The following is a 15,498-nucleotide window of genomic DNA, read 5'->3' as shown; positions in this document are numbered from 1 at the left end:
CACCACAGAAATTTCTCGAAGAGGCGAAACCGGATCCATGGCCGGCCACAGTAAATTCAAGAACATCATGCATCGCAAAGGGGCGCAGGACAAAAAGCGCTCGGCGATGTTTTCCAAGCTGTCGCGCGAGATCACCGTCGCGGCCAAGATGGGCACGCCCGATCCGGACATGAACCCGCGCCTCCGCGCCGCCGTGCTCGCGGCCAAGGCGCAGTCCATGCCCAAGGACAACATCCAGCGCGCGATCGACAAGTCTTCGGCGGGCGAAGGCGATAATTACGAGGAACTGCGCTACGAGGGCTTCGGCCCGGGCGGCGTGTCGCTGATTGTCGAGGCGCTGACCGACAACCGCAACCGCACCGCGACCAACGTGCGCACCATCTTCTCCAAGAATGGCGGCAGCCTGGGCGCGAGCGGATCGGTCAGCCACGGCTTCGACCGATTGGGCCTCATCACCTATCCAAGCTCGGCGGGCAGCCACGACAGGGTGTTCGAGGCGGCGATCGAAGCGGGCGCGGAAGACATGGAGTCGAACGACGAGACCCATGACATCTGGACCGCGCAGGAGGATCTGCACGAGGTCGCCAAGGCGCTCGAGAAGAGCCTCGGCGAGGCGGAGAGCGTTAAGCTCGCCTGGCGGTCGCAGACACCGGTAGAAGTGGGTGAGGACGATGCCGGCTCCCTGCTGAAGCTGATCGACGCGCTCGACGATGACGACGATGTCCAGACGGTCTGGGGCAATTACGATGTCCCGGACGAGGTGATGGAGAAGATCGCCTGATCCTGATCGGCCTCGATCCCGGGCTGGGATGCACCGGCTGGGGCATGATCGCGGCGGAAGGCAATCGCCTCAGCCACGTCGCCAACGGGCAGATCAGGACGGATGCCAAGGCTGAGTTGGCCGTGCGGCTGGTCGACCTTCACGACCGTCTGGCGGATGTGCTGGCCGAATATCGGCCGGAGGGAGCGGCGGTCGAGGAAGTGTTCGTCAACGAAAATCCGCAATCGACCCTGAAGCTTGGCCAGGCACGAGGCGTCGTGCTGCTCGCGGCGGCGCGGAGCGGCATTGCGGTCGGGGAATATGCGCCCCGGCTGGTGAAGAAGGCGCTGGTCGGCACGGGCGCCGCCGAGAAGGCGCAAGTGCACGCGATGGTCCAGCGGCTGCTGCCCGGCGCGAAGGTCGCCGGAGCCGACGCGGCCGACGCCTTGGCGGTAGCGATCACCCACGCCCATCACCTCGCCAGCAACCGGGCGCTGAGGGGACACGCGGCGTGATCGCGAAATTGAGGGGGCTGCTCGACAGCTTCGGCGCCGATCACGCCGTCATCGACGTGGGCGGCGTCGGTTATCTGGTTTCGGCCTCGACGCGGACGCTTTCGGGGCTGGGGGCGATCGGGGACGAAGTGGTGCTCCACACGGAGATGCAGGTTTCGGACGACGCCATCAGGCTTGTCGGCTTCGCCACCGCCGAGGAGCGCGACTGGTTCCGGCTGCTGACGTCGGTCCAGGGCGTCGGCTCCCGCGTTGCTCTCGCGATCCTTTCCGCCCTCACCGGCGATGAGTTGCATCGCGCCATCGCCAGCGGCGACAAGGCGATGGTGGCGCGCTCGCAGGGTGTAGGTCCCAAGCTTGCCCAGCGGATCGTGAACGAGCTGAAGGACAAGACGGGCGGTATCGTGCTTGGCGGCGGCGGGACGGTGCCCGGCCTGGCTCCGGGCGGCTTTAGCGCCGACGCCGTTTCGGCGCTGCAGAATCTCGGCTTCAGGCCGGCCGAAGCCTCCGCCGCCGTTGCAAAGGCGGAAGCGGAGCTCGGGCCGGACGCGACGCTGGACGCCCTGGTGCGCACCGCGCTCAAGAAGGCCGCGCGCTAGGCCTTCCAGACTTCGGTGAAGAGACGGGCGAAATTGTCGCCGAGCAGCTTGTCGACGCGCGCCGAGCTCCAGCCCCTGGCCTTGAGGTCCGCCGCCAGTTGGTCGTAGCGCGTGGCGTCATTATAGCCTTCGACCAGGTTCAGCACGTCCGCCCCCTCGCCCGGAGCGGCGATGCCGCGCTTGGCGCGGTCTTCGTAGAATTCGCGCTGTCGCTTGCGGGTCTCGTCGTTGACCTCATAACCGAGGAAGGGACCATCGGTGCCGATGCCGACATGGTCTTCGCCGCAGACTTTCACGGCATGCTCCAGATGGCGGATTAAGTCCTCGCGGCCGGGCTGTCCCTTGGCCCGGAGGAAAGGCATCAGATAGACTCCGAACACTCCGCCCTTGTCGGCCAGCGCCTTCATTTCGGCATCGTATGTATTGCGCGGGAAATCGACGAGGGCGCGACAGCCGCTGTGGGTGATGGCGGGCGGACGCTTCGCGGCGGCGATGCCTTCGGCCTGGGTGCGCTGTCCCGAGTGACTGAGGTCGAGGAGGACGTTCGCCTTCTCGATCTCGGCGATCGCCTCGCGCCCGAAATCGGAAAGACCCGCATTGGCGGATTCGAGGCAGCCGTCGCCCGCTAGGTTGCGCTTGTTGTAGGTGAGCTGGATGATCTTGACGCCGAGCGTTCCGAACATCGCCGCCTTGGACGGATCGGCTTCGAGCGGCGTCGTGTCCTGGAAATTGTAGATGAGGCCGCATCGGCCCGGCGCGCGGGCGGCGGCGAGATCGGCGGCGCTTTCGACCTTGATCAGCAGGTCCGGATGTTCGCCGATCATCTTGTCCCAGCTGGCGATCGCCTCCATCGCTCCGCGGAAACGATCGGGCCCGTTGCCGACCTCTGCGATGGTCATGCTGACAACGTCGATGCGGCGCTGCTTGAGACCTTCGATCAACTTCTCGGTAGGTGTGTAGCCGCCCTTGCCATCCGGCTCGAATCCGTCGAGGCCGCCTTGGGCGTCGATGTAGAGGGAAGGATGCTGGGGCGGTCTGGGTGCCGCATCCTGCGACCGCGCCATGGCGGGAACGCCGAGAAGGGCGCCCGCCGCGCCCGCCGTCAGAAGAAACTCGCGACGATCCATGATGCCCTCCCTATTTTAGACGAGCCTAGGCGAGGCTGGGGCCAGGCTCAACATGCTCGCTTGTGGACAGGGAATCCCGTTGCGCTAAAGCTGCGCCTTGTGGAGCAGCCCGAACGCATCATCGCCGGCGACCGCCGTCCCGAAGACCTCGACGCGGCGTTGCGGCCCAAGTCGCTCGACGATTTCGTGGGCCAACGCGCGGCGCGGGAGAATCTGCGCGTCTTCATCAACGCGGCCAAGAGCCGGGGCGACGCGCTCGACCACGTGCTGTTCTTCGGGCCGCCGGGACTAGGCAAGACGACGCTGGCGCAGATCATCGCGCGCGAGCTGGGAGTCGGCTTTCGGGCGACGTCGGGACCGGTGATCGCCAAGTCCGGCGACCTTGCCGCCCTGCTCACCAACCTGGAGGATGGCGACGTCCTCTTCATCGACGAGATTCACCGGCTCAATCCGGCGGTCGAGGAGGTGCTCTATCCGGCCATGGAGGATCGGGCGCTGGACCTGATGATCGGCGAGGGACCGTCCGCCCGCTCGGTGCGGATCGACCTGCCGAAGTTCACGCTCGTCGGCGCGACCACGCGGCAGGGGCTGATTACCACGCCGCTCCGCGACCGCTTCGGCATCCCTGTGCGGCTTACCTTCTATTCGGTGGAGGAGCTGGAAAAGGTGGTGCGCCGCGCTGCCGGCCTCATTGGTCTCGACCTCACCGACGATGGCGCCACCGAAATCGCCCGCCGCTCGCGCGGAACGCCGCGCATCGCGGGCAGGTTACTGAGGCGGGTGCGGGATTTCGCCCATGCGACGGCGGACGACCGCGTCGATGCCAAGGTGGCCGACGGCGCGCTCACCCGCATGGAGGTGGACGAGCTCGGCCTCGACGCGATGGACCGGCGCTACCTCACGATGATCGCCGACATCTACAAGGGTGGGCCCGTGGGGGTGGAAACGCTCGCCGCCGGCCTTTCCGAGCCGCGCGACACGATCGAGGAAGTGATCGAGCCCTACCTCATCCAGCTCGGCCTCGTCGCCCGCACCGCGCGCGGCCGCTGCCTCAACGGCCGGGGCTGGACCCATCTCGGCCTGACGCCCCCGCGATCCGCAGCGCAGGACGGGCTGTTCGACGCCAAATAGGCTCGGTTCGCCGAGGATAAGAGTGAAACGGCGTTCGGGCCTTCACCAAAAGGTTAATACTGCTAGAGACGTTGGCATGACCGAGATGCTGCGCGATAGGCCCTATGAGGGCGCCTTCCACGGCCGCACCCATCGCTTCGCCCTCCGCGTCTATTTCGAGGACACGGATACGGCGGGAGTCGTCTATTACGCCAACTATCTTCGCTTCATGGAGCGGGCGCGCTCCGACATGCTGCGCGCGGTCGGCATCGACCAAAGAGCCGCATTGGAAAGCGGCGAGGGCGTCTATGTCGTCGCCGAGGCGAACATCAAATATCGCGGCTCCGCGAAGCTCGACGACGAGCTGGTGGTCGTCAGCCGCGTGTTGGAGGTGCGCTCCGCTTCCTGCGTCATTCATCAGCGAGTCATGCGCGGGGCGGAAGTCTTGACGGACGCGACCGTGACCGCCGCCTTCATCTCGCCCGAAGGCCGGCCGAAGCGACAGCCGCGCGCCTGGGTGGAAAAGTTCGAGAAGCTGAAAGGGGAAAGCGAAGCGTGATGAACCTCAAACTGGCCGGCGGCGCCGAAATGATGTCGCCGGTCGCGCTGTTCATGCAGGCCGATATCGTCGTCAAATCGGTGATGATCGGTCTCATCCTGGCGAGCATCTGGACCTGGGCGATCATCATCGGCCACGCGCTGCGCATCAAGAAGGTCGCGCGGGAGAACGAGCGGTTCGAGCGCGATTTCTGGAAGGCGCAGGACATCGACCGCTTCCATGAAGCGCATGGCCGCGAGGATTGGCCGAGCGCGAAGATATTTTCCGCCGGTATCGCCGAATGGCGACGCTCGACGAGAAGCAAAGCCCTCGACCGTGACGGCACGCGGGCGCGGCTCGCGACTGCGATGCACGGCGCGGTGGCGGCCGAGATCGATCGATTGTCCGAGCGTCTCAACATCCTGGCGACGGTAGGATCGGTGGCGCCCTTCGTCGGCCTGTTCGGCACGGTCTGGGGTATCATGCGCAGCTTCAACGACATCGCCGGGGCCAACAACACCAGCCTCGCGGTCGTGGCGCCGGGTATCGCGGAGGCGCTGTTCGCGACCGCGCTCGGGCTGTTCGCGGCCATCCCGGCGGTCATCGCCTACAACCGCATGACGCACGGGATCAACCGCATGGAGGCGCGCCTCGGCCGCTTCGCCGACGGCTTCCACGCCACCCTGAGCCGGGAACTGGAGCAGGAGGGATGAGGGTGGTGAAAATCCTCCCTGGGACGGGGAGGGGGACCATGCGCAGCATGGTGGAGGGGGTTCGTCGCCCTCCACAGACCCCCCTCCACCACCGCCTGCGGCGGCGGTCCCCCTCCCCATGCGGGGGAGGATTGTAATGGCCATGGGTCCGATCATCGGCGACCATCGCCAGAGGCGCCGCTCGCCGATGGCGGAGATCAACGTCACGCCGATGGTCGACGTGATGCTGGTGCTGCTGATCATCTTCATGGTGACGGCGCCGCTGCTGGTCGCCGGCGTGCCGGTCGACCTGCCGGACAGCAAGGCGGGCGCGCTCGACCAGGAGCAGGAACCGGTGCAGATCTCGCTCGACGCGAATGGCGCGATGTTTATCGACGAGCGGCCGGTGAACGAGTTCGATCTGCCGGCCCGGCTGGCGCAGATCGCGGGCTCGGCGACCGAAGAAGGCGGCCCGCGTATCTTCCTGCGCGCCGACCGCGGGCTGGATTATGGCCGCGTCATGCGGGTGATGGGCGAGATCAATGCGGCCGGCCTCAAGAAGGTCGCGCTGGTCAGCACGCAAGGCGCCGAGGCGAATTGATGGACCGGGCGGAGGCAACCGGCCTCGGCGTGGCGGTGGCGGGGCATCTGGCCCTGCTGGCGGCGCTGTCGCTCGGCCTCGCCTCCGTCACCCGCCCGATGATGCAAAGCGATCCGATCCAGGTGTCCTTCGTCGACGAGGTCGGCCTGCAGGCCGCCGTCACCGAAGCGCAGATGGAAGACCCGGCCGAGGCGATGGCGCCCGAATTGGGGCCGATGGAGGAGGCCGCTCCAACCTCGCCGGAGACGCCGACGCCCGAGCCGACGCCCGTCGAGAAAGCCGCCGAGCCCGCGCCCGCCCCGACACCTAAGGAAGCGAGCAAGCCGGCGCCCTCAAGGCCCGCGCCCAAGGCCAAGCCCAGAGAGAAGCAGCGCTCGTCTCGCCTCGGCGACGATTTCCTGAAAGGGATCACCGACAAGAGCCAGGGCAAGGCGACCAAGCCCCGCGCTGCCGTCAGCAGCCGCGACATGGCGAGTCTCGCCCAGGCCATCATCCGGCAGATCAAACCCTGCTATGTCGTTCCCTCGGGCGGCGTCGATATCGACGAGATCGTCACCGTGTTCAGGCTGCAGCTGAACCGGAACGGGTCGGTCAGGAAGGTCAGCCTGGAAGAGCAGGAGGGGGTGAATTCGGCCAACCGCGACTATGCTCGCCAGATGGCCGAGGCCGCCCGCCGTGCGATTCTGCGCTGCGCGCCGCTCGACCTGCCGGCCGATTTGTACGCAGGCGGATGGGACGACATGGATATCGGCTTCCGGCCGAGCTCACTGGGGTAAGGGGCAAGAGATGCGACGCATGGGAGAGAGTATGAAACGCGCGGCTTTGTTCATTCTGGCGATCGCTGCCGTAGCGGCGCCGGCCGGCGCGCAGGAGCGCCTCAGGGTCGATATCACCGGCGGCATCGCCGCCCCGATGCCGATCGCCATTCCGCCCATGCCGACGCCGAATCCCGCTTCGACGGCGGCCGGGAATACGGCCGAGCTCGGGCGCCAGGTGGCGGCGATCGTCACCAACGACCTCAAGAATAGCGGCCTGTTCAGTCCCTTGCCGCCGGGCTCGCTTCGCCCGGTTTCCTACCCCGAGGTGACCGCACCCAATTTCACCTACTGGTCGGGCAGCGGCGCGCAGGCGCTGGTGCAGGGCTTCGTCCAGGCCAATGGCGACGGATCGCTGACCGTCGGCTGCTATCTCTACGACGTCTTCGCCCGCACCGAGCTCGACCGGCAGGGCTTCGTCGTGACCCCGCAATATTGGCGCCGCGCCGCCCACAAATGCGCCGACACCGTCTATACGCGCCTCACCGGCGAAGGGCCCTATTTCGACAGCCGCGTCGTCTATGTCTCGGAGACCGGCCCCAAGGGCAAGCGCATCAAGCGGCTCGCCATCATGGACCAGGACGGGGCCAACCATCGCTTCCTGACCAACGGCCAGTCGACCGTGCTGACACCGCGCTTCGCGCCCAACATGCAGACGATCACCTACATGAGCTATGACGGCAATCGGCCGCGCGTCTATATCTACGACATAGGTTCGGGGCGGCAGCGGCTATTGGTCAACCAGCCCAACATGACCTTCGCGCCGCGCTTCTCGCCCGACGGCCGCTATGTGATCTTTTCGATGGCGGTCGGCGGCAACACCGATATCTATCGCGTGTCGGCGGGTGGTGGGGCGCCCCAGCGCCTCACCAACGCGCCGGGCATCGACACCGGTGGCAGCTATTCGCCCGACGGCAGCCAGATCGTCTTCGAGAGCGACCGCGGCGGATCGCAGCAGCTCTACGTGATGAACGCCAACGGCTCGAACCAGCGGCGGATCAGCTTCGGTGGCGGCCGCTATGCGACCCCGGTGTGGAGCCCGCGCGGCGACATGATCGCCTTCACCAAGATCGGCGGCGGCTTCAGGATCGGAGTCATGACCCCGAGCGGGTCGGGCGAGAAGATCCTGACCAGCGCCTGGCAGGACGAGGCTCCGACCTGGTCGCCCAACGGCCGCGTCATCATGTTCTTCCGCACCGCCCAGGGCTCGGGCCGCACCGATCTCTGGTCCGTGGACCTCACCGGCGTCAACGAAAGGCGCATCCCGACCCCGCTCGATGGATCCGATCCGGCCTGGTCACCGTTACTGCCCTGAAACTATTTTCGTCCCCTCGTTCAAAGGAGAATAGAATGAACAGGAACGTCCTCAGCACCGCTGCCATCGCCGCGGCGCTCGCGCTCACCGCCGGCTGCGCCAAGAAGGCGCCGGAGGAGCTGCCGCCGCCCCCGCCACCGGTGCCGACCACGCCCACCGACACGATGCCGGGCGACACCGGTCAGGTCGGCACGGGCGTGATCCCAGGCTCGCGCGCCGATTTCATGCAGAACGTGACATCGGACCGGGTCTTCTTCGGCACCGACATCCACACCCTCGACGCCGAGGCGCGGGCGGTGCTCGATACGCAAGCACAGTGGCTGCTCGCCAACCCGTCGGTTCAAGTCACGATCGAGGGTCATGCAGACGAACGCGGCACTCGCGAATACAATCTCGCGCTCGGCGACCGCCGCGCCAATTCGGTGAAGAACTATCTCGCCGGACGCGGCGTGCCGGCCTCGCGGATGAATGTGGTCAGCTGGGGCAAGGAACGGCCCGAGGCGCTGGGCTCGACCGAGGAAGCCTGGGCCCAGAACCGGCGCGCGGTGACCGTTATCCCGCAGTAAGAGGTTGTGCCCCGGCGAAAGCCGGGGCCCAGCTTTTCTTGTTGGGGCTGGACCTCGGCTTACGCCGGGGAGCTACTCATCCCCGAAGATCGCCACCGTCCGGCCCTCTGCGCTGGCCTGGCCGCGATACATGCCCGGCGTGTTGAACGACCAGGTGGCCTCGCCCTTGGGCGAGACGACGATGACGCCGCCGCTGCCGCCCAGTTCCTTCACCTCGGCCATCACCGCGTCGGCGGCCGCCTTGGCGGTGTCGCCCTTCATGCGGATGCGGGCGCAGATTTCGTGGGCCACGCCGGCCCGGATGAAATATTCGCCAGACCCCGTCGCGGAGACGGCGCAGGCGCGGTCGTCGGCATAGGTGCCGGCGCCGATGATCGGGGAATCGCCGATCCGGTCCCAGCGCTTGCCGGTGAGGCCGCCGGTGGATGTCGCGGCGGCGACATGGCCCTCGCTGTCGAGCGCCACCGCGCCGACCGTGCCGTATTTAAGATCGACGTCGAACCAGCTGATCTTCTTCGCCTTCATTTCCTCAAGCTGGCGGCGGCGCTCGGGCGTCGCGAAATATTCGGGCGGCGCCTGCTCCAGGCCCTGCTCGCGGGAGAACTGGTCGGCGCCCGCGCCGCTCAGCATGACGTGGGGGCTGTCCTCCATCACCGCGCGGGCGACGCTGATCGGATTCTTGGTGGCAGTGATACCCGCGACCGCGCCGGCTTCGCGATTCTCGCCGTCCATGATCGCCGCGTCCATCTCGTTGGCGCCGTCATAGGTGAAGACGGCGCCCCGGCCCGCGTTGAAGTGCGGATCGTTCTCGAGGACCTTCACCGTCGCTTCGACCGCATCCAGAGAATCGCCGCCGGCGGCGAGAATCCTCGACCCCGTCTGAAGCGCCAGATCGAGCGCCGCGCGGATTTCCTTCTCCTGCTCGGCCGTCAGCCGGTCCCGCTCGATCACGCCGGCGCCGCCATGGATGACGAGCTTCCAGTCGGTCTTTTCCTGCGCGTGGGCGGCGGTGGTCATCATCAAGGCTCCGATCAGCAAATACAAACGCATATGTCCCTCTCCTTATGCTCACGCGCATAGCAGAAAGCGCGCAAGCCGCCAGCACGCGGGTGCCTCAATCTTGCGCCGGATATACCAGGTTGCCATCGCTCTCGTGCGCCGCAACCGTCATCCTGGTCCGTTCCACCCGGTCGTTGCCCATGAGGTGAAACACCGCTTCGCCGCGCGCCATGAGGTAATCGGCGACGATGCGGCGGTGGCAGCGCCACCAGACGGCTTCCGAGCACATCATCGCCACCCGCCGCTCGCGTCCGAGGTCGACAAGCTGGGCCAGGCCGCGCCTGAATTCGTCGGACATCGCGTAGTCCGCATAATTGTGGAAGCTCTGATTCTCCCACCAACCGTTGACTTCCGGCGGCACGTCGGTGGACTTGCTGCGAAGGCCGCCCAGCTCCTCGATCCGGGTGTGGCCGATCTGGCAGGCGGCAAGCGCCTTCGGCAGCGCGTCGAGATTATATTGCGGATTGGTTCGCGAGCGTGGAACGGTCCGGATATCGACGACCATCGCGACTTCGCCGGCGCGCAGCAGGTCGACGAACGCCTCGATGGAACGGGTCGAGTGGCCGATGGTGAAGAAGGGAAGGTTCATTACGGCGTCCAATTACCAGGCGAGACGTACTGCCCGCTTCAGTAATAGGCGATCAGCCGGCCAAGGGTTCCCACCGCCAGCCAAAGAAGGAGCGACGCGGCCGCCATCAACCGCCCGGCCAGGGGTGGGGACAGGTGCCACTCGGCGATCCGGTCGCGCCACAGCCAACGAAAGGCGGTGGCGTTGGCAAGCGCCAGCGCGATCAGCACCAGCTTGCGCAGGAAAATGTCGGAGGTGACGAGCGTCTTCGCGTCGGCGGCGAACATGATGAAGCCCGTCGGCAACATCACCAGAAGGCCGGCGATGGCGACCGGCGTCAGCGTCCTCGAAAGGGCGGTGGGCGACAGCGAGCGGAACGCGCCCGCCAGGCGGAGGTCGACCACGCCGATCCCGCCGACCAGCATGACGAGGCCGAGCAGGTGAAGGACATTGGCGACGGGATAAGCCAGTGACGACTGCGCCGCCCAGACGCCGAAGGTTGAGGCTTGCAGCGCTTCGGCGAAGCCGGTCAGGCTCTCCACCGGGTCAGCGCAGCTCGATCGTCTTGTCGCCGACGATGATGCGCTCGAGCCGCATCTCGGCGGTACCGTCCTTGCGCGGGTAGCCGACAATCCGGATCCGCTTGCCGGGCGCGATCATGGCTGGGGTGAGGCCGCGCGCCTCCATCCTCGAGACCGGCGCGAGGATCACGTCCCACTCCTTGCCCTGCCAGTTCATCGTCGCGGTGCCGTGCGGGTTGGACCAGCTGACGGAGGTGAACGGCCCGGCCAGCCGGGTCGTCTTATCGGTGTTATAGCTGCTCCAGCCATGATGGGCGAGCGCGGCGGCGGGCAACGCGATGAGCGCGAGCGCGACGGCCATTCGACCTTTGTGCATCCTCATCTCCTCGATCATTCCAGGAGCAGGGCGCGAGTGCCCTGTCTCCGCCTTGGCCTTGATAGCACGAGCCTCTATATGGCGGCCATGTCCATCCGCCCCTGGCGCGACATCGCGCGCCGACCCTCGCGACAGATCATGGTCGGGAACGTCCCCGTCGGCGGCGACGCGCCCGTCACTGTGCAGACGATGACCAACACCCCGACGCCGGACGCGAAGGCGACGATCGACCAGATCAGGCGCTGCGAGGAAGCGGGCGCGGACATCATCCGCGTGTCCTGCCCCGACGAGGAATCGACGGCGGCGCTGAAGGAGATCGTGCGGGCGGCCAACGTGCCGATCGTCGCGGACATCCATTTTCACTACAAGCGGGCGCTCGAAGCGGCCGATGCAGGCGCGGCATGCCTTCGCATCAATCCCGGCAATATCGGTTCGGAGGCGCGGGTCGCCGAGGTGGTGCGCGCGGCCAAGGCCAATGGCTGCGCGATGCGGATCGGCGTCAACGCCGGCAGCCTGGAGAAGGACCTGCTCGAAAAATATGGCGAGCCTTGCCCCGAGGCGCTGGTCGAATCCGCCCTCGACCATATCAAGCTGCTCGAGGATCAGGATTTCCGCGAGTATAAGGTCGCGGTGAAGGCGAGCGACGTCTTCCTCGCCGTCGCCGCCTATCAGCAGCTCGCCGAGGCCGTCGATTGCCCGCTCCATCTCGGCATTACCGAGGCTGGCGGCCTTCGCGGCGGCACGGTCAAGTCGGCGATCGGCATTGGCTCTTTGCTCTGGTTCGGCATCGGCGACACGATTCGCGTTTCGCTGTCGGCCGAGCCCGAAGAGGAAGTGCGCGTCGGCTTCGAAATCCTGAAGGCGATGGGCATCCGCAACCGCGGCGTCCGCGTCGTCTCCTGCCCGTCCTGCGCGCGGCAGGGCTTCGACGTCATTCGCACCGTCGAGAAGCTGGAGGAGCGGCTCTCCCACATCCGCACGCCGATGTCGCTGTCGGTGCTGGGCTGCGTGGTCAACGGCCCCGGCGAGGCGCGCGAGACCGACATCGGCATCACCGGCGGCGGCCAGGGCAAGCACATGGTCTATCTCTCCGGCGTCACCGACCACCATGTCCGCGACGACGAGATGATCGACCACATCGTCAAGCTCGTCGAAGCCAAGGCGGCCGAGATCGAAGCCGGCACTGCCGACGCCGTCGCCCACGCCGCGGAATGAAGCATCAACGTCATCCCGGACTTGATCCGGGATCCAAGAACAATGTCGTTTCCGTCCTGGCCGCGCCGATGTTCTTGGGTCCCGGCTTTCGCCGGGATGACGAGATAGGGCTATGAAGCCGGCCTCCACGGCGACGGCTTTCGGCGTCGCCTCGCTCGGCATCGCGGCTTTCTCCACGATGGACGCCCTGATGAAGGGGCTGTCCATCGAGATGGGCGCCTATAACGCCTTGCTCTGGCGCACGATGGCCGGAGCCCTCATCGGAGGCGCGGTGTTCTTCGCCCGCCGCAGCCCCTGGCCCGGGCGGGAGGCGGCGCGGATCCATCTGCTGCGCGGAGTGCTTTCGGCGGGAATGGCGATCCTCTTCTTCTGGGGGCTCGCGCGCGTGCCGCTGGCGCAGGGGGTGGCGCTGTCCTTTGTTGCGCCGCTGATCGCACTCTATCTCGCCGCCTGGCTCTTGAAGGAGAAGATCGAGCGGCAGGCGATCTTCACCTCCCTGCTCGGCTTTGCCGGCGTGCTCGTCATATTGTCGGGGCAGGCACGTACCGACTTGGGTCCGGAGGCGTTTCGCGGTGCGCTCGCGATACTCGCCTCGGCGGGTCTCTATGCCTACAACATCATCCTTATGCGCCAGCAGGCGCTGGTTGCGAAGCCGCTGGAGGTTGCTTTCTTCATGAGCCTCATCATGAGCACCTGCTTCCTGATCGCTGCGCCGGTGCTGGCGACCCTGCCGACCGCGCCGCAGATGCCAGCGCTGGTCGGAGCGGCCTTCCTCGCCTTCATCTCTCTGATGCTCCTGTCCTGGGCCTATGCGCGAGCTGAGGCGCAGCATCTCGCGCCGGTCGAATATACCGCCTTCATCTGGGCCTCGATCCTGGGCCTCATCGTCTTCTCGGAGCCGGTGCGGCCGATGACCCTGATCGGCGCGGGAATGATCGTCGCGGCCTGCATTATCGCGACACGGCGGAAACCCGTCTCGATCGCGGAAATGGAGGCTGCCTTATGACGATGGCCTGGGTCTGGCTGATCCTCGGCGGCCTGTTCGAGGTCGGTTTCACCACCTGCCTCCGCTTCGTCGATGGGTTCAAAAATGTGCCCTGGACGATTGGCTTCCTCGTCTCGGTGGCCCTATCGATGGCGCTGCTGGAGCTTGCCTCGCGCAATATTTCGATGGGAACCGCCTATGCGGTCTGGGGCGGCATCGGTGCGGTGGGAACCGTCCTGGTCGGCATCGCCTTCTTCCAGGAACCCGCCGGAGCGCTCCGCATCGCCTTCATCTTCGGCATCGTCGCCTGCATCGCGGGCCTGAAGCTGCTCCACTGATGGCGGTGGACGAGGGCCTTTGCGCCTGGGTGCAGGAAGCGCTGGAGCCGCTGGGGCCGGTCACCATGCGCAAGATGATGGGCGGCGCGACGCTCTATCTCGACGGCACCATCTTCGCGATCCTCGACGAAGGCGAGATCTGGTTCAAGGCCGACGCGGAGACGGACACCATCTGGGACGCCGAAGGCTGCGAGCGATTCTCGATGACGTTCAAGGACGGTCGCGTCGACACGATGAACTACAGGCGGGGGCCGAGCGACGTCTATGACGAACCGGAAGCGATGCAACGCTGGGCGAAGCTGGCGGTAGGGGCCGGCCTTCGGGGCGCCGCGAAGAAGAAGCCGCGGAAGAAGCCGTCATGCTGAACTTGTTTCAGCATCCAATCACGAGCCGTCGTGGGCGGCGGAGAGATGGACCCTGAATCAAGTTCAGGGTGACATCTTCTTTCTTACTCCGCCGGCTCCAACAATGGCGCGATATCGAGACTGTCCTCGATGGAGTCGAGAAACTGCGGTTCCACCCGCTTCTGCGTCGCCTGCTCATAATCATAGCCGAGCGACAGGATCAGGGCGTCGGACCATTTGGGGCCGATGAAGCTGAGACCGACGGGGAGCCCTTTTACCTCGCCCATGGGCACGGTGACGTGCGGATAGCCCGCCACCGCGGCGAGGCTGCCCGCGCCGCCGCCGGGGACCTGATCGCCGTTGACGCTGTCGATCAGCCAGGCGGGCGACATGGTCGGGCCGACCAAGGCGATGACGTTATAGTCTTTGAGCAGTCGGTCGATGCCATCGGGGCCTGCGAGGCGCAACGAAGTCTGACGCGCTTTGATATAGCCGGGGTTTTCGAGGCCCTTCGTGGCCTCGGCTTCGACGAACGTGTCCTGACCGAAGAGCGCCAGCTCCCGCTCCGAATGAGCCTCGTTGAAGGCGATGAGGTCGGCGAGGGTGCGCGTCTCCACATTGGGCGGCAGGGTCGCGAGATAGGCGTTGAGGTCGGCCTTGAACTCGGCGAGGAGGACGGTGAACTCGGCCTCGCCCATCTCGTCCCGGCCCTCGAACTTGTCGATGTCGACCAGGATCGCGCCTTCGCGCCGCAAGGCCGACAGTGCCTCCTCAAAAGGCGCGTCTGTGCCGAATCCATCCGCAAAGCCCATGACGCCGATGCGCTTTCCCTCCAGCGCTGTGGTCGAGAGCGCGGTCACGTAATCCGTCTTGAGAGCATCCGCCTCCGCCGTGGCCGGGTCGGCGGGATCGGTGCCGGCCATGGCGGTCAGCACCCGCGCCGTGTCGCGGACCGTGAGGGTCATCGGGCCGGCCGTGTCCTGGCTGTGACTGATCGGCACGATATGGGTGCGGCTGACGAGGCCGATGGTGGGCTTCATTCCGACGATGCCGTTCACCGCCGCCGGGCAGGTAATCGAGCCGTCCGTCTCCGTGCCGATCGCCGCCGGCACCATGCCCGCCGCCACCGCCACCGCGCTGCCGGAGCTGGAACCACAGGGATTGCGGTCGAGCGCGTGCGGATTGCGGGTCTGGCCGCCGATCGCGCTCCAGCCGGAGATCGAGTTGGATGAGCGGAAGTTGGCCCATTCGCTGAGATTCGTCTTGCCGACGATCACAGCGCCCGCCGCGCGGAGGTTCGCCACCAAAGGCGCGTCGCGGTTCGTCACATTGTCCTTGAGCGCCAGACTGCCCGCCGTCGTGGGGAGCGGCCCCTTCGCCTCGATATTGTCCTTGAGGAGAATGGGCATGCCGAACAGCGGCCCGCGCGCCTTCCGTTGCCGGTCAAGCGCCCGCGC

Annotated in this window: 20 protein-coding genes; 14 read left to right on the top strand and 6 right to left on the bottom strand. The window is 66.5% G+C overall.

Annotation, left to right across the window (positions count from 1 at the left end):
* The first annotated feature begins 37 nt into the window (after positions 1-37).
* Genes VIR62_RS14670 through ruvA form a run of 3 tightly spaced genes read left to right on the top strand, consistent with a single transcriptional unit; the run spans position 38 to position 1,871 of the window.
* Positions 38-781: a YebC/PmpR family DNA-binding transcriptional regulator gene (locus VIR62_RS14670; protein WP_431872462.1), complete on the top strand. Its 744-nt coding sequence runs from the start codon at positions 38-40 to the stop codon at positions 779-781.
* A complete protein-coding gene (gene ruvC / locus VIR62_RS14665) occupies positions 778-1,275 on the top strand; it encodes a crossover junction endodeoxyribonuclease RuvC (RefSeq protein WP_431872534.1) in 498 nt (165 codons plus the stop codon). The genes VIR62_RS14670 and ruvC overlap by 4 nt, the downstream gene beginning before the upstream one ends.
* Complete coding sequence (gene ruvA / locus VIR62_RS14660) at positions 1,272-1,871, top strand: Holliday junction branch migration protein RuvA (RefSeq protein ID WP_431872460.1); 600 nt, start codon at positions 1,272-1,274, stop codon at positions 1,869-1,871. Before ruvC ends, ruvA begins: the two co-directional genes overlap by 4 nt.
* On the opposite strand, the gene VIR62_RS14655 is transcribed toward ruvA, so the two are convergent.
* Positions 1,868-2,998: a dipeptidase gene (locus tag VIR62_RS14655; protein ID WP_431872458.1), complete on the bottom strand. Its 1,131-nt coding sequence runs from the start codon at positions 2,996-2,998 to the stop codon at positions 1,868-1,870. The two genes, ruvA and VIR62_RS14655, sit on opposite strands and share 4 nt — an antisense overlap.
* Positions 2,999-3,097: 99 nt before the next feature.
* Between VIR62_RS14655 and ruvB the strand changes: the two genes are divergently transcribed.
* The 7 genes from ruvB to pal all read left to right on the top strand — a co-directional run bounded on the left by ruvB (position 3,098) and on the right by pal (position 8,635).
* Positions 3,098-4,129 carry a Holliday junction branch migration DNA helicase RuvB gene (gene ruvB / locus VIR62_RS14650; RefSeq protein WP_431872456.1) on the top strand — a complete coding sequence of 344 codons (1,032 nt, stop codon included), beginning with the start codon at positions 3,098-3,100 and terminating at the stop codon, positions 4,127-4,129.
* A 76-nt stretch (positions 4,130-4,205) separates the two neighbouring features.
* Positions 4,206-4,667: a tol-pal system-associated acyl-CoA thioesterase gene (gene ybgC / locus VIR62_RS14645; protein ID WP_431872454.1), complete on the top strand. Its 462-nt coding sequence runs from the start codon at positions 4,206-4,208 to the stop codon at positions 4,665-4,667.
* Positions 4,667-5,359, top strand: a complete 693-nt coding sequence (gene tolQ / locus VIR62_RS14640) for a protein TolQ (protein ID WP_431872453.1) — start codon at positions 4,667-4,669, stop codon at positions 5,357-5,359. The genes ybgC and tolQ overlap by 1 nt, the downstream gene beginning before the upstream one ends.
* Positions 5,360-5,495: 136 nt before the next feature.
* On the top strand, positions 5,496-5,939 hold the full coding sequence (locus VIR62_RS14635; protein WP_431872451.1) for an ExbD/TolR family protein: 444 nt from the start codon (positions 5,496-5,498) through the stop codon (positions 5,937-5,939).
* On the top strand, positions 5,939-6,715 hold the full coding sequence (locus VIR62_RS14630) for a hypothetical protein (RefSeq protein WP_431872450.1): 777 nt from the start codon (positions 5,939-5,941) through the stop codon (positions 6,713-6,715). Before VIR62_RS14635 ends, VIR62_RS14630 begins: the two co-directional genes overlap by 1 nt.
* A gap of 19 nt (positions 6,716-6,734) precedes the next feature.
* Positions 6,735-8,069, top strand: coding sequence for a Tol-Pal system beta propeller repeat protein TolB (gene tolB, locus VIR62_RS14625; RefSeq protein WP_431872448.1), 1,335 nt, complete (start codon positions 6,735-6,737; stop codon positions 8,067-8,069).
* Positions 8,070-8,104: 35 nt separating this feature from the next.
* Positions 8,105-8,635 (top strand): peptidoglycan-associated lipoprotein Pal, encoded by a 531-nt coding sequence (gene pal / locus VIR62_RS14620; protein WP_431872446.1) that lies wholly within the window; start codon positions 8,105-8,107, stop codon positions 8,633-8,635.
* A 72-nt stretch (positions 8,636-8,707) separates the two neighbouring features.
* Here pal and VIR62_RS14615 read toward each other — a convergent pair whose 3' ends face one another.
* The 4 genes from VIR62_RS14615 to VIR62_RS14600 form a co-directional block, all read right to left on the bottom strand.
* Entirely contained in the window at positions 8,708-9,652 is a 945-nt protein-coding gene (locus tag VIR62_RS14615; RefSeq protein ID WP_431872533.1) for an isoaspartyl peptidase/L-asparaginase family protein, read from the bottom strand.
* 97 nt (positions 9,653-9,749) lie between these two features.
* A complete protein-coding gene (locus VIR62_RS14610) occupies positions 9,750-10,283 on the bottom strand; it encodes a DUF488 family protein (protein WP_431872444.1) in 534 nt (177 codons plus the stop codon).
* A gap of 38 nt (positions 10,284-10,321) precedes the next feature.
* Positions 10,322-10,804, bottom strand: coding sequence for a DUF6644 family protein (locus tag VIR62_RS14605; RefSeq protein ID WP_431872442.1), 483 nt, complete (start codon positions 10,802-10,804; stop codon positions 10,322-10,324).
* Positions 10,805-10,808: 4 nt separating this feature from the next.
* Positions 10,809-11,159, bottom strand: coding sequence for a DUF6152 family protein (locus VIR62_RS14600; RefSeq protein WP_431872441.1), 351 nt, complete (start codon positions 11,157-11,159; stop codon positions 10,809-10,811).
* A gap of 87 nt (positions 11,160-11,246) precedes the next feature.
* Here VIR62_RS14600 and ispG point away from each other — a divergent pair, with 87 nt between their 5' ends.
* The 4 genes from ispG to VIR62_RS14580 all read left to right on the top strand — a co-directional run bounded on the left by ispG (position 11,247) and on the right by VIR62_RS14580 (position 14,062).
* Complete coding sequence (gene ispG, locus VIR62_RS14595; protein ID WP_431872531.1) at positions 11,247-12,374, top strand: flavodoxin-dependent (E)-4-hydroxy-3-methylbut-2-enyl-diphosphate synthase; 1,128 nt, start codon at positions 11,247-11,249, stop codon at positions 12,372-12,374.
* Positions 12,375-12,486: 112 nt separating this feature from the next.
* Complete coding sequence (locus VIR62_RS14590) at positions 12,487-13,380, top strand: DMT family transporter (RefSeq protein WP_431872439.1); 894 nt, start codon at positions 12,487-12,489, stop codon at positions 13,378-13,380.
* Entirely contained in the window at positions 13,377-13,697 is a 321-nt protein-coding gene (locus VIR62_RS14585; protein WP_431872437.1) for a DMT family transporter, read from the top strand. Before VIR62_RS14590 ends, VIR62_RS14585 begins: the two co-directional genes overlap by 4 nt.
* On the top strand, positions 13,697-14,062 hold the full coding sequence (locus VIR62_RS14580; RefSeq protein ID WP_431872435.1) for a TfoX/Sxy family protein: 366 nt from the start codon (positions 13,697-13,699) through the stop codon (positions 14,060-14,062). The genes VIR62_RS14585 and VIR62_RS14580 overlap by 1 nt, the downstream gene beginning before the upstream one ends.
* A gap of 83 nt (positions 14,063-14,145) precedes the next feature.
* On the opposite strand, the gene VIR62_RS14575 is transcribed toward VIR62_RS14580, so the two are convergent.
* Positions 14,146-15,498 (bottom strand): amidase (locus tag VIR62_RS14575; RefSeq protein ID WP_431872433.1); only part of this gene is annotated, 1,353 nt, incomplete at its 5' end.

The organism is Allosphingosinicella sp. (assembly GCF_036570505.1).
GTDB lineage: Bacteria > Pseudomonadota > Alphaproteobacteria > Sphingomonadales > Sphingomonadaceae > Allosphingosinicella.
The sequence above is the reverse complement of the archived record's forward strand: the minus strand, read 5'-3'. Positions and strand labels throughout refer to the sequence as shown.